Source organism: Novosphingobium mississippiense (genome assembly GCF_044029535.1).
Classification (GTDB): Bacteria; Pseudomonadota; Alphaproteobacteria; order Sphingomonadales; family Sphingomonadaceae; genus Novosphingobium.
Map to the genome: position 1 here is coordinate 2,080,820 of NZ_CP147001.1, position 12,915 is coordinate 2,093,734.

Below are 12,915 nucleotides of genomic sequence, written 5' to 3' on the forward strand. Positions count from 1 at the left end.
TCAGCGCTTCCTCGCCTCATCCCGGCGCGTTTCGGCGCGTTTCATCGTCAGGAGCGACCAGGCGACCATCGCCAACGCTGCCCCCACGCCCACGACATAGGCAGCGACCACGAAGGTCCAGGGGTCCATCGCCTCACGCATGAATCAATATCCTTCCGAGAGCGCCTTGCGCCGCAGCCGCGCCTCGGCCTGATGGTTGGCCAGGATCGCGCGCATGCGGGCCAGCACCACGCCGGCGAACAGCAGCGTGAAGCCCAGCATCGAGAACAGCAGCGGATAGAGGAAGGCGCCGGCCATTGCCGACTTGCCGATCGTGATCGAGGGCGCCTGATGCTGGCTCTGCCACCAGATCACCGAATAGTGGATGATCGGAATGTTCACCGCGCCCACCAGCCCGAAGATCGCCGGCGCCTTATTCTGCCCGCCGTCGGCCGCCTCGCTCGCCTGCGACAGCGCCATCCAGCCGAAATAGAGAAACAACAGTACCAGCATGGAGGTCAGCCGACCGTCCCACACCCACCAGGTGCCCCAGGCCGGTCGGCCCCAGAGCGATCCGGTGATCAGGCACACGGCAGTGAACACGGCGCCCGGCACGGCCGCCGCGCGGGCGGCGATACCGGCCAGCGGATGGCGCCAGACCAGTTCGGTAAAGCTTGCCCCGGCAATCGCCATCCAGCCTGCCATGCCTAGCCAGGCGGCGGGAACGTGGAGATAGACGATGCGCACGGTTTCGCCCTGCAGTCGCTCCGCAGGCCCGAAGAACAGACCCCAGCCCAGCGCGGCCGCGGCGATCAGCGCCCCGGCACCCATGCAGAGCGGCATCAGCCAACGGGCGATACGCAGGAAGCGGGCAGGATTTGCAAAGCCATGCATGACAGTCGCGCTTCTATAGAGCGCGTGAAAAGGAACAAGGGGACTTGATCGTGGGCCAGGGCTTATCACCCACCGGATCATTCGCTCGACCGGACCATCGCCGGGAGGGATTTTCGATCTGGGAGAAATGGGGCGATTGATGGGGTTCGAACCCACGACCTCCGGTACCACAAACCGGCGCTCTAACCAACTGAGCTACAATCGCCACACTGGGAAGCCAGCTTTTCGGCTGCACTTCGAAGTTACCGACCGGAGCGCTGTGCAGCAACCGGTGCGGAGGCGCGCCATTTGCACAAGCTGCGCCTCCTTGCAAAGCAAAAATGCATGAAGGCCGGTAAAAAATCCGAGCACCGCGCAAGTCCTGCAATTTTCCGGAGCGATTGCCGCCGCTAGGGTCCGCCGCATGAAGGCTCCCGGCGAATCATCTCCCGACATCCTGCTGGCCGTCCCCGGCATCCAGCGGTTCCCGTCATCGCGGCTCGACCTGTTCGTGAAGCGCCAATTCCTCTCCGCCGCAGAGTGCGACGAACTGGTCGCCATGATCGAGGCGCAGCACCGCCCCTCGACGATCGCGAACTACAACGGCGACGACGTGTTTCGCACCAGTTCGACCTGCGACCTCGATTCGCAGGCGCCGGCAGTGGCCTCGCTGGCGAACAAGCTGTCCGGACTGTCCGGCATCGCCCTGCCCCATGCCGAACCGCTGCAGGGGCAGCGCTACGAAGTCGGCCAGGAATTCAAGGCGCATACCGACTACTTCGAGCCGAACAACAGCGACTATCAGAAGTACTGCGCGGTATCCGGGCAACGCACCTGGACCTTCATGGTCTACCTCAACGATGTGGAGGCAGGCGGCGCCACGCGCTTCAAGGTGATCGACAAGCTGATCCAGCCCGAACGCGGCAAGCTGGTCGCCTGGAACAACCGCCGCGCGGATGGCAGCCTCAACGCCGCGACGCTCCACCACGCTATGAAGGTGCGCAAGGGCCACAAGTACGTGATCACGCAGTGGTACCGCGAGCGGCCCTGGGGCTAGGAATGCGGGGGAGGTGCGCCCCTCCCCCATCCAGGATCACTTCGGTGCGCTGAGCACCGCGCAAGCGATTCGGCCGCCGGCATTGCCCGCCGGCTGGCTGGTGTAGTCATCGGGATCGGCGTGGATCACCAGCGCCGCGCCATCGGCATCGACGATCGACTTGGCACCGGGCGTGATGGTCACGCCGGTGTTCAACACTTGCGCCTTCAGCACGCCATCGGGTCCGACATGCTGGTTGGGCATGTCACCACCGTGCGGGCCGCCCATCGACATCAGGCCATGCACCGGATCGCCCGCGGTGAAATGACCGCCGGCGGTGGTGAATTTCGCGGCCGGATCGCACAGGCCCTTCTCATGAAAGTGGAAGCCGTGATCACCTTCGGGCAGGCCCTTCAGATCGGTGGTCACCAGAACGCCCGCCGGGGTCTGCTGGACCGTCACCGTGCCCAGCGCCTTGCCGTCAAGGCCAACCACTTGCGCCTGAATCGGGGCCTGAATCGGCGCCGGTGCATCGGCAGCCATCGCCGGGACAGCCATAGCCGGGCCTGCGGCAAGCGCGGCAACACCCAGCGCGATAGAAAGGCGGAGCGATCGATTGGGGGGTCGGTGCATGGCAATTCTCCGTTGCGGCCCGCAAGGGCCCTTCTCCCGGCCGGACGCCAACCACGGCCCGCGCCCCTGTGCCGTTGCCGCGCAGACTAACTCGCGATACGGGAAAGGCAATTGTTTGCGAGGCATTCGCAATTCGCGAAAATTCCAGAACCGTTGCCACACGAAACACACGGGGCAAGGCGGTGATCCGAAGTTAACGATCCTGTGCCACAGTCCAAGGCGATAAGACGGTCGCCAAGGACGAATTTGCATGAACGCTCCGCTCGCCAGACTCTATTCGAGCGCACAGATGCGGCAGGAGATCGCGCCGGACGAACGCCGCCGCGAGCAGCGGCACGCAACCCGCTACGCCGCGTGGATCGAATCCTCACGCGGTGAGCGGACCGATTCCGTGCTCACCGACGTTTCGCTCCACGGCTGCTGCGTTTCCGGTGCCGCCGCCTGGCTGCGCCAAGGCGCATTCGTCAGCATCGGGCTGGGTCAGGGCGCCGCTCTCAGGGCGGTCGTGCGCTGGGTTCGCGGAAACCTGGCCGGCATGGAATTCCTGCACGCGGTGCCACACGGCGCGCGCGAATGGCACGAATTGATGGATATCGTCGGCTGATTGCTACCGATATCCGCCGGGCGACAGAGCCCTCCCCCCTTCCGGACATACAAAAAAAGGCGGCCCTTGCAGGCCGCCTTCTTCGTGTTCGTGAAGCTTGCTTCGCGCTCAGTTCTTCTTGAGCGAGAGGCCGCCGAAACGCTTGTTGAACTGGGCCACGCGGCCGCCGTCCTGAAGCTGGGCCTTGCCACCGGTCCAGGCCGGGTGCGAGGTCGGATCGATGTCCAGAACCAGCGTGTCGCCTTCCGAACCCCAGGTCGAGCGGGTCTGGAAGGTGCTGCCGTCGGTCATCTGGACGGTGATCATGTGATAGTCGGGATGCGTATCGGCCTTCATGTCGTATCTCTCTTCGCATATGGCCGGTTCCGACCGGCCTGCTTGGGAAAGCGGCGCCCTTACACGGCAGACCCCGAAAAAGCAAGGGTCAAGAGGACGGCGCGAGCCCTCCTCCAGCCTGCCATCAGGCGTCGGCGATCATCGCGGTGAAGTTGACCTCGCAGGTCACCTTGTCGCCGATCGCGGCCTTGCCCCAGAACTTGCACACGCGCGAACGCTTCTGGACGAAGCCCGCACGCAGGTCGAGCAGGTTGCCCGGCGTCACCGGATTGCGGAACTTCGCTTCCTCGATCGCCATGAAATAGACGAGCTTGCCGCTACCGGCGAGCCCGAGCGATTCGATGGCCAGGATGCCCGCCGCCTGCGCCAGCGCCTCGATCTGGAGGACGCCGGGCATGATCGGACGGCCAGGGAAATGCCCCTGAAAGAAGTCCTCGTTGAAGCTCACGGCCTTGACCGCGTGGATCTCGTTCTCATCGAACGAGACCACACGGTCGACCAGCAGCATCGGGTAGCGATGCGGCAGTGCCGCCAGGATCTTCGCGGTGTCGTACACGGATTCAGTCGACTCGCTCATCGCCTGCCCAATCCTGCTCTTAGCGGCCCGAAGGAGCCGGTTGCTGCGGAGCCGCCTGCTGCGGCGCCGGAGCCGTGGTGTTGATCGTGGTCAGCGCGCCGTTCAGCGCGGTCAGCACGTCGTTGGTGATGTCCAGCGTCGGGTCATAGGCCAGGGTCTGGCCGACTTCGACGAGCACGTTGGCACCGCGCTTGGTCATGGCCGGCTTGTACAGGCCCTGCAGCTGCTGCTGGATCTGCTGGCCGACATAGGCCTGGTTGCGCTGGATCTGCACCTGCTGGCCCTGCAGTTCCTGACCGGCCTGCTGTTCCTTCTGCTGGTAGGCCTGGATGCGGGTCTGCAGCGCGGCGTCGGGCTGCTTGCCGTTCAGCGCCTTCACAGCGGTCTCAAGGCCCTGCGCTTCAGGCTGAAGCTGCGTGGAAAGCTGGTTGCGACGGGCTTCGAAAGCCTGGATCTGGCCCTGGAGCTGCTGGTTGGCCGTCTTGCAGGCGTTGCATTCCTTGGCGATGCGGTCGAGGTCGACAACGGCGACCTTCGATGCCGGAACGGCCTGCGCGAAAGCCGGCGTGGCAAGAGCGGCAAGAGCCAGGCCCGAGGCCAGTGCGGCGGACTTGAGAATCTTGGTCATCAGAATTGCGTTCCCACGTTGAAAGTGAAGGTCTTGGTATCGTCGCCAGGTTCCTTGACGAGAACCTTGGAAATATCGATGCGGAACGGCCCGAAGGGCGAGTTCCAGTTCACGCCGAAACCGACGGCGACGCGCGGGTGCCACGAGTTGCCGTAGTAGGTTTCGGTGAAATAGTATTGCGAGCCCTGCGCCGTGTTTGCCGCGCCGGTAGTCGGATCCACCGCGTTGGTCGTGTAGTTGCCGCTGGCATCCTTATAAATCTGGTTGCCGCTGGAATCGCGACTGCCCACGAAGCAGCCCGCCGTCGGCTGGCAGTTCGTGATGAGGTCGGGCGCCTTGCCGCCCCACACGGCGCCAGCATCCACGAAGATCGACGGACGCAGCCCCATTTCACGCGCACCCGAGCCCAGCGGAATCTCCAGCTCGGCGCGGGACATGTAATAATACTTGCCGCCAACCGCGTCGTCGTTCTTGCTCGTCTGTTCGGTCGTGCCATCGGCCGCCACCGAATAATAGCGGCGAATGACGCGCGGACCGACGCCGCGAATGCCGAAACCGCGGATTTGCGGCTCACCCAGGTAGAAGCGATCGGTCAGGCGCACGTCGTCACCACCCCAACCGCTGATCGCGCCGCCCTCACCCGAAAGCGAGAAGATGAAGCCCTTGCCCAGCGGCCAGTACTTGGCTGCCTTGGCCACGGCACGCGCATACTTCACATCGCCGCCAAGACCTGCGGCATCGACGCTGATCGACATCGTCGACCCGCGCGACGGACGCACGCGGTTATCGAGAGTGTCGTAGATCAGCGATCCACCGATGATCGAGCTCAAACGCTTTCCGATTGCCTCGCAAAGGTAGCGGCTGGCACGGATCGGGTCGCAAGCGTAGACGCCCTGCGAGTTCACCGAATAGAACTGGCTCTTATCGACCGACACGTCATCGTAATTGAGCGTGTAACGGGCGATTGCAGTCAGGTATTCGGTCAGCGGCACACCCGCACGGACCTGGAAACCGGTGGTCGACTGCGAATAGTTCGTATTGCGATCGTTATTATTGATGTAATTGAAGTTGTTATAGTCGCGGCGGTAGATGTCCACGCCCAGCGACACGTTCTTGTCGAACAGGTATGGCTCGACGAAGTTTGCCTCGACCGACTTGGAATAGGACGAATAGCTGCCCGACAGCCCGACCGTCTGGCCACGGCCGCGGAAGTTCCGCTGCTGGATCGAAGCCTGGAAGATGAAGCGTTCAAGGCTGGAGAAACCGGCCGAAAGCTGCAACTGCCCGGTGGGCTTCTCTTCGACGTTCGCTTCCAGGATGATGCGGTCGTCCGCGCTGCCCGGCTTCTGCTCGACCTCGAACTTCTCCTGGAAGTAGCCGAGCGACTTGATGCGGTTGGTGGAGCGCTTGACCTGCAGCGAGTTGAACGCATCGCCTTCGGCAATACGGAATTCGCGGCGGACCACCTTGTCCTGCGTCAGCGTGTTGCCGTTGATGTCGATCCGCTCGACATAGACGCGCGGCGCTTCCTGGATCACGAAGGTCAGCCCCATGGTGAGGTTGTCCTTGTCGCGATCGTACTGCGGACGCACGTCGGCAAAGGCGTAGCCGAAGGCGCCGGCGGTGTCGTTCAGGCCATCAATGGTGTCTTCGACCGCCTTCGCGTTGTACCAGTCGCCCTTGTGGATCGTCAGGTTGCGCGCCAGCTTGTCGCCATCGAAGTCGCGCAGCTGGCTCTCGACCTTCACGTCGCCGAACTTGTAGCGCTTACCCTCCTCCACCACGTACGTGATGATGAAGTCCTTCTTGTCCGGCGTCAGTTCGGCCACGGCGGAAACCACGCGGAAGTCAGCATAGCCCTGCGTCAGGTAGAACTGGCGCATCTTCTGCTGGTCGAACGCCATGCGATCGGGATCGTACGTGGTGTTCGAGCTGAACAGGCGGCTGAAACGCGCCTGCTTGGTCACCATCTGCGCGCGCAGTTCGCCGTCGGAGAACTTCTCGTTGCCCAGGATGTTGATCTGGCGAACCTTGGACTTGTCACCCTCGGTAATCTCGAAGACGATGTCGACGCGGTTCTGGTCCAGCATGACCATCTTCGGCTCGACCGTCGCGGCGTAGCGGCCCTGACGCTTGTAGAGTTCGATGATGCGGGCCACGTCGGCGCGGATCTTGGAACGCGTGAAGATCTGGCGCGGGGCAACCTTGATTTCCGGCAGGATCTTGTCGTCCTTGATGCGCTTGTTGCCTTCAAGGATGATACGGTTGACGACCGGGTTTTCCTTCACCGTGATGGTGACGACCCCATTGTCGTTGGCGATCTGCGCATCGGCAAAAAGCTCGGTCGCGTAGAGATCCTTCAGCGCGGCGTCGGCATTGGCCTTGGTATAGGACTGGCCGACGCGCAGCTGGATGTACGAAAGCACCGTCTGCGGCTCAAGACGTTCCGCGCCGACCACCTGGATCGTCTGGATCGGCTCCCCTACTTCGGGCGCTGCCGGAGCGGCCACGGGCGTAGCCGGAGCAGCAGCCGCCTTCGGAGCGCTGACCGCCTTGGGCGCGCTGGCGGGCTTCTGCGCCAAAGCGACCGTGGGCACGCCGGCCAGGATCGTGGTTCCCAGCAGCATGGCAGCAATCTGCGGCGCGCGGCGAGCGTCAATGCTGCGACCCATTTCCCATCCCATCATTCAAGCAAGTTCCCGTATGCGCTTACGCGAGGCTCTACAGAGTGATCCGCCAGGCACCTGCCTCCCCGGCAGGCAATCGCGCCCGTCTGCCCGATGGACGGCGTCCGATCAAGCAGTCAATCCCGGCAAAAATGTGATCTTGGAAGATTTCTCCAGGCTATCCCCCGAAAATCGGAAGCGAAGCCAGATCGTTGACCGTGACGAACAGCATCAAGGCCAGCACGAATGCCACCCCGGTGCGGATCGCCCATTCCTGACTGCGCACGTCCAGCGGCTTGCGACGCACCAATTCGGCTGCGTAGAAAGCCAGGTGCCCGCCGTCCAGGCCCGGGATTGGCAGGAGATTGATGAATGCCAAGTTAATCGAGATCATGGCCGCGAAGAACGTGAAAGCGCTCCATCCCAGGCTGAATTGCTCCCCGGAATACTTGGCCATCTTGATCGGTCCGCCCAGTTCCCGAACCGAACGATCGCCCGCGATAATCTGGCGGATTCCGGTGACCATGTTCCCCGCGAACATGATGGTGCGATCGACGCCCAGACCGAGCGCCTCCACCGCACCAACCTTCTCGATCCGCCCCGCGCCGGACTGGACGCCGATCAGGCCGATCGTGGTGCTGCGACCCTGCTTGTCCGCCACGGTGTGCCTTCCCACCACGAGCGGAAGAACATGGGCCTCACCCTGACGCATGACGGTGACCGTGGTCGCCTTGCCCGGAATGGCCGTGACGATGTCCTGCACCTGCCGGAAGCTGGTCACGCCGGTGTTGCCCACGGCGACGATGCGATCGCCCACTTCGGCGCCGGCCGCGCGCGCGGGCGAATCTTCGGAGAACCCACCAACGATGGGGGCCACGAAATCGATGCCAAGGTCGCCAAGCGTGGCCTTGTTGCCGAATTCGTCGCTCACCTCCTCCGAGGCGAGCTTGACCGGCACTGTCGACTGCCGGCCGTCGCGAAGGATCGTGACATTGACCGTCTTGCCGGGGAAGAAATCGGTGTGCTGCGCCACGTCGAACGGGCTGCTGATCCGCGCGCCGTCGATAGAGACGATGCGATCCCCCACTTCGATTCCCGCAGTCTGGGCGGCGGAGTGCGACGCGAAGCCGGCCACGTCGGGATCGGCAACGATCTTGCCGTTGATCCACGCGAATGCGGCCAGAATCAGTACGCAGACCAGAATGTTGGTCAGCGGCCCGGCGAAGACGATCAGCGCGCGCTGCCACAAGGGCTTCACGTGGAAGGTCTGCGCGCGCTCTTCAGGCGTGAGGCCGTCCTCTGCCGCGCTGGGGGCCGAGGCCGGGTTCATATCGCCCGCGAACTGCACATAGCCGCCCAGCGGAAGCGCCGAGAGTTTCCAGCGGGTGCCGCGCTTATCGGTCCATCCGGCAATTTCCTTGCCGAAACCGATCGAGAAGGCATTGGCCTTCACCCCGAACAGCCGGCCTACCAGGTAATGCCCCAGTTCATGGACAAGCACCAATGGGCCAAGGGCAAGCAGGAATGCGAAGATCGTCGTCAGCAGATTGGGCGATCCGGTCAAGTCAGGCAAACTCCATCGGACCCGAGCCAACTGGCCACCGATTACCGGCTCAGGCGGGTCCCGTTACCATGCTTGCCCTTGCGCGGGCCTCCGCGTCAACCGCCAGCACGTCATCCAGGCTGGCGGGCGCGGGCGGCGCATAGGCGCCCAGCACATCCTCGACCTGTGCGGCAATGCGCGTGAACGGGATCTGACCGGCCAGGAATGCGGCCACGGCCACTTCGTTTGCGGCATTCAGCACTGCCGGGATCGCACCGCCTGCTTCGGCCGCGGAACGGGCAAGACGCGTTGCCGGGAAACGATTTTCATCGGGCTGGCGGAACGTCAGTTCGCCGATCGCGGCAAGGTCCAGCGGTGCGCAAGGGGAGTCCATCCGCGCCGGCCAGGCCAGCGCAGAGGCAATTGGCACGCGCATGTCGGACGGCCCCAGTTGCGCCAGAGTCGACCCGTCGCGATATTCGACCATCGAATGCACGACCGATTGCGGATGGACGATAATCCGCAGGCGATCGAGCCCGACCGGGAAAAGATGGTACGCCTCGATCAGTTCGAGGCCCTTGTTGAACATGGTCGCCGAATCGACGCTGATCTTCGCACCCATGTCCCAATTGGGGTGCTTCACCGCCTGCGCGGGGGTCGCGGCCTGAAGCTGTTCCCAGCTCCATTCGCGGAACGGCCCGCCACTCGCGGTCAGCGTGATCGAGCGAACTTGCGCGATATCGTTGCCCTGCAGGCACTGGAAGATCGCGTTGTGTTCCGAATCGATCGGCAACAACGTCGCGCCGTGACGGGCGACGGCGGCCATCATCACTTCGCCGGCCGAGACCAGCGCTTCCTTGTTGGCGAGCGCGATCACCCTGCCCTGTTCGATCGCCGCCATGGTGGGCGCCAGGCCCGCGCAGCCGACAATGGCGGCCACGGTCATGTCGGCGCCGCGCGCGGCAGCCTCCACCAGTGCCTGCGCCCCGCCCGCAGTCTCGATGCCGGTGCCGGCCAGCGCCGCACGCAGCGCGGGCAAACGCGCCTCGTCCGCGACGACGGCCAGGTCGATGCCGAACTCGCGCGCCAGCTTCGCCAGTTCATCGACATTGGAATGCGCCGTGAGCACGCTGACCCGCCAATCGGCCGGGTTACGCCGCACGAGATCGAGCGTGGATGCCCCGACCGAGCCGGTGGCGCCAAGAATGCAGATGGTCCGCTGGATGCTCATCGTGCGCTTACCTTGGCTGCAACAGGATCATGAGCGCAAGCAAGAACAGGACAGCCAGCAATCCGTCCGCACGATCGAAGAAGCCGCCATGGCCGGGAATGAAATTACCCGAATCCTTCACGCCCGCACGGCGCTTCAGCCAGCTTTCGAAGAAGTCGCCCGCTTGCGCGCAGACGGCGACGAAAACCCCGGTCAATAGGCAGGAACCGAACAGCGGAAGCGGGTCGGCCGTCAGATACCAGCACGGATGCGATCCCAGGCACGCCGGGCCATCGGCCGCATTGCCCTGCACCAGGATCGAGATCATGCCCTCCTGCCAGAACCGCGCCGCGCCGAACAGCACCAGCGTCGCGCCCAGAATGCCGCCCAGCAGACCCGACCAGGTCTTCGACGGACTGATCGACGGCGCAATCTTCGGGCCACCCAGCGTGCGGCCGGTGAAATAGGCCCCGACATCGACGCCGATCACCATAGCCAGCACCGTCAGCACCGGGCCCAGGCTGAACGCCGGATTGCGCAGGAACAGCAGCATGGCCGCGCCAACGCCGATATAGAACATGCCCGCAAAGTTCATCAGGCCGCGATGCATCGGATCGCCCATCGCCGCGCGAGACAGGCGAACCCATTCCCAAAGGACGCCCAGCGCAACCGCGCAGACGAACGCGGTCCAGACCGCACCGCCCAGCCAGAGCGCCGCACCGGCCACGGCCAGCATGACCACGGCCGAAACGGTCCTGACGCCCAGGTCGGACTTCTTGCCAGACTTTTCCTTGGCAGGCTCAACGTCCGCCATAGCGACGCTCCCGCTGCGCGAACTCTTCCAGCGCATCGCGCAAGTGGTCGACGTTGAAGTCGGGCCAGAGCACGTCGGTGAACAGCATCTCGGCATAGGCCGCCTGCCACAGCAGGAAATTGGAAAGGCGCACCTCGCCCGATGTGCGGATCAGCAGGTCCAGCGGCGGAAGGTCCGCCGTGTCCAGCTCGACGGCAATGGTTTCCGGCGTGATCGGGCCTTTTTCGGCCGCCTTGGTGGCGGCGCGGGCGATCTCGTCCTGCGAACCGTAGTTCAGCGCCACAGCCAGGGTGGTGCCGGTATTGCCTGCGGTGCGCGCCACCGCGCCTTCGACCAGTTCGACGACGTCCGGCTTGAACGCCTTGTAATCGCCGATGATCTTCAACCGCACCCCCGCCGCCGCGAACTCATCGAGGTCGGAGAGGATGAAGCGCTTCATCAGGCTCATGAGGTCGGAAACCTCTTCCTCCGGCCGGCGCCAGTTCTCGGTGGAGAAGGCATAGAGCGTCAGCGCTTCCAGCCCCAGTTCGCGGGCACCGCGCACGACACGGCGCACCGCCTCCACGCCGCGCTGGTGACCCAGCGCGCGCGGCAGGTGACGCTTCTTCGCCCAGCGGCCGTTGCCATCCATGATGATGGCAACGTGGCGCACGACTGCTGGTTCACTCTTCGCCATCAGACATTCCCCCAAGCGCGGCCGAACAGCCTCACTTGCCGAGGATTTCCTTCTCCTTGCGGCCGAATTCCTCGTCAAGCTGCTTGATGATGTCGTCGGTCAGCTTCTGGACTTCGGTTTCGGAGCGCTTGCGCTCGTCTTCCGAGATTTCCTTCTTCTTCTCGTCCGCCTTCAGGTTCTCGATCCCGTCACGGCGCACGTTGCGCACGGCGACGCGGGCCTTTTCGGCATAGGAGCTGGCAAGCTTGGCCAGTTCCTTGCGGCGTTCCTCGGTCAGATCGGGGATCGGCAGACGCAGCGTGTTGCCGTCATTGATCGGGTTCAGACCCAGACCGGCCGAACGGATCGCCTTTTCGACGGGGCCGATGTTCGACTTGTCCCACACCTGCACCGAAAGCATGCGCGGTTCGGGCGCGGAAATCGTGGCGACCTGCGTGATCGGCGTGTTGGCGCCGTAGACGGTGACCATGATCGGCTCCAGCAGCGCGGTGTTGGCGCGGCCGGTGCGCAGGCCCGAAAGATCGTGCTTCAGCGCATCGATCGCGCCCTTCATGCGGCGTTCGAGGTCCGCCTTGTCGTACTTGGCCATGCTTCAGGCTCCTTTCTGCACGATCGTCTTGGTTCCGCCCCCGGCGAGAACCGTGGCAAGGTTGCCCTTCTCGCGGATCGAGAACACGACGATCGGAATATTGTTGTCGCGACACAGCGCAACGGCGGATGCATCCATAACCTGCAGATTGTCTGCAAGAACAGTGTCGTAATCGACGGTATCGTAACGCTTGGCGTCCGGATTCTTCTTCGGGTCACTGTCGTAGACGCCGTCGACGCTGGTGCCCTTCAGCAGCGCGTCGCACTGCATTTCGGCGGCACGCAGCGCGGCGCCCGAATCGGTGGTGAAGTAGGGCGCGCCCACGCCGGCGGCGAAGATCACCACGCGGCCCTTTTCCAGGTGGCGTTCGGCACGGCGGCGGATCACCGGCTCGCACACCTGGTCCATCTGCACGGCGGACTGCACGCGGGTGTGGACGCCAAGCTGTTCGAGCGCGTTCTGCATCGCCAGCGCGTTCATGACGGTGGCCAGCATGCCCATGTAGTCGGCCTGCGCACGGTCCATGCCGCGCGCCGCGCCGGCCATGCCGCGGAAAATGTTGCCGCCGCCGATGACGAGGCAGATCTCAAGGCCGGTTTCCTTCGCGGCCTTCACTTCCTTGGCGAGTTCGGCAACGAAATCGGAATCGATCCCGAATTGCTGGTTCCCCATCAAGACTTCGCCCGACAGTTTGAGGAGGACGCGCTTGTAGGGGGATGAACTCATGGCCGCACTTCTCCTCGGGGGCTGG

General features: G+C 64.0%; 15 protein-coding genes and 1 tRNA gene. 2 read left to right on the forward strand and 14 right to left on the reverse strand.

Translation table 11 applies throughout. The features are described 5' to 3' along the window. From WBP06_RS09890 to WBP06_RS09900, 3 genes are all read right to left on the reverse strand, one after another. Positions 1 to 141: a hypothetical protein gene (locus WBP06_RS09890; protein WP_395327058.1), complete on the reverse strand. Its 141-nt coding sequence runs from the start codon at positions 139 to 141 to the stop codon at positions 1 to 3. Between the two features lie 3 nt (positions 142 to 144). Further along, a complete protein-coding gene (gene ccmC / locus WBP06_RS09895; protein ID WP_395327060.1) occupies positions 145 to 873 on the reverse strand; it encodes a heme ABC transporter permease CcmC in 729 nt (242 codons plus the stop codon). A gap of 128 nt (positions 874 to 1,001) precedes the next feature. Next, a tRNA-His gene (locus tag WBP06_RS09900) sits at positions 1,002 to 1,078 on the reverse strand. A 198-nt stretch (positions 1,079 to 1,276) separates the two neighbouring features. Between WBP06_RS09900 and WBP06_RS09905 the strand changes: the two genes are divergently transcribed. Beyond that, complete coding sequence (locus tag WBP06_RS09905; protein WP_395327061.1) at positions 1,277 to 1,909, forward strand: prolyl hydroxylase family protein; 633 nt, start codon at positions 1,277 to 1,279, stop codon at positions 1,907 to 1,909. Positions 1,910 to 1,945: 36 nt separating this feature from the next. Here the strand turns inward: WBP06_RS09905 and WBP06_RS09910 are convergent, their stop codons facing one another. After that, positions 1,946 to 2,521 (reverse strand): superoxide dismutase family protein, encoded by a 576-nt coding sequence (locus tag WBP06_RS09910; protein ID WP_395327063.1) that lies wholly within the window; start codon positions 2,519 to 2,521, stop codon positions 1,946 to 1,948. Between the two features lie 250 nt (positions 2,522 to 2,771). Here WBP06_RS09910 and WBP06_RS09915 point away from each other — a divergent pair, with 250 nt between their 5' ends. Continuing rightward, positions 2,772 to 3,125 (forward strand): PilZ domain-containing protein, encoded by a 354-nt coding sequence (locus WBP06_RS09915; RefSeq protein WP_395327065.1) that lies wholly within the window; start codon positions 2,772 to 2,774, stop codon positions 3,123 to 3,125. Positions 3,126 to 3,233: 108 nt separating this feature from the next. Here WBP06_RS09915 and rpmE read toward each other — a convergent pair whose 3' ends face one another. The 10 genes from rpmE to pyrH all read right to left on the reverse strand — a co-directional run bounded on the left by rpmE (position 3,234) and on the right by pyrH (position 12,890). Continuing rightward, positions 3,234 to 3,461: a 50S ribosomal protein L31 gene (gene rpmE / locus WBP06_RS09920; RefSeq protein WP_021235635.1), complete on the reverse strand. Its 228-nt coding sequence runs from the start codon at positions 3,459 to 3,461 to the stop codon at positions 3,234 to 3,236. 124 nt (positions 3,462 to 3,585) lie between these two features. Further along, a complete protein-coding gene (gene fabZ / locus WBP06_RS09925) occupies positions 3,586 to 4,038 on the reverse strand; it encodes a 3-hydroxyacyl-ACP dehydratase FabZ (RefSeq protein ID WP_395327068.1) in 453 nt (150 codons plus the stop codon). 19 nt (positions 4,039 to 4,057) lie between these two features. After that, positions 4,058 to 4,666 carry an OmpH family outer membrane protein gene (locus WBP06_RS09930; protein WP_395327070.1) on the reverse strand — a complete coding sequence of 203 codons (609 nt, stop codon included), beginning with the start codon at positions 4,664 to 4,666 and terminating at the stop codon, positions 4,058 to 4,060. After that, a complete protein-coding gene (gene bamA / locus WBP06_RS09935; RefSeq protein ID WP_395327071.1) occupies positions 4,666 to 7,338 on the reverse strand; it encodes an outer membrane protein assembly factor BamA in 2,673 nt (890 codons plus the stop codon). The genes WBP06_RS09930 and bamA overlap by 1 nt, the downstream gene beginning before the upstream one ends. Positions 7,339 to 7,510: 172 nt before the next feature. Continuing rightward, positions 7,511 to 8,896, reverse strand: a complete 1,386-nt coding sequence (rseP, locus tag WBP06_RS09940) for an RIP metalloprotease RseP (RefSeq protein ID WP_395327073.1) — start codon at positions 8,894 to 8,896, stop codon at positions 7,511 to 7,513. Positions 8,897 to 8,945: 49 nt separating this feature from the next. After that, positions 8,946 to 10,106: a 1-deoxy-D-xylulose-5-phosphate reductoisomerase gene (locus tag WBP06_RS09945; RefSeq protein WP_395327074.1), complete on the reverse strand. Its 1,161-nt coding sequence runs from the start codon at positions 10,104 to 10,106 to the stop codon at positions 8,946 to 8,948. A gap of 7 nt (positions 10,107 to 10,113) precedes the next feature. Then, positions 10,114 to 10,899 (reverse strand): phosphatidate cytidylyltransferase, encoded by a 786-nt coding sequence (locus WBP06_RS09950; protein ID WP_395327076.1) that lies wholly within the window; start codon positions 10,897 to 10,899, stop codon positions 10,114 to 10,116. Then, on the reverse strand, positions 10,886 to 11,575 hold the full coding sequence (uppS, locus tag WBP06_RS09955) for a polyprenyl diphosphate synthase (RefSeq protein WP_395327078.1): 690 nt from the start codon (positions 11,573 to 11,575) through the stop codon (positions 10,886 to 10,888). Before uppS ends, WBP06_RS09950 begins: the two co-directional genes overlap by 14 nt. 31 nt (positions 11,576 to 11,606) lie before the next feature. Next, positions 11,607 to 12,164 carry a ribosome recycling factor gene (frr, locus tag WBP06_RS09960; RefSeq protein ID WP_132384938.1) on the reverse strand — a complete coding sequence of 186 codons (558 nt, stop codon included), beginning with the start codon at positions 12,162 to 12,164 and terminating at the stop codon, positions 11,607 to 11,609. A 3-nt stretch (positions 12,165 to 12,167) separates the two neighbouring features. After that, complete coding sequence (pyrH, locus tag WBP06_RS09965; protein WP_395327081.1) at positions 12,168 to 12,890, reverse strand: UMP kinase; 723 nt, start codon at positions 12,888 to 12,890, stop codon at positions 12,168 to 12,170. Positions 12,891 to 12,915 lie beyond the last annotated feature (25 nt).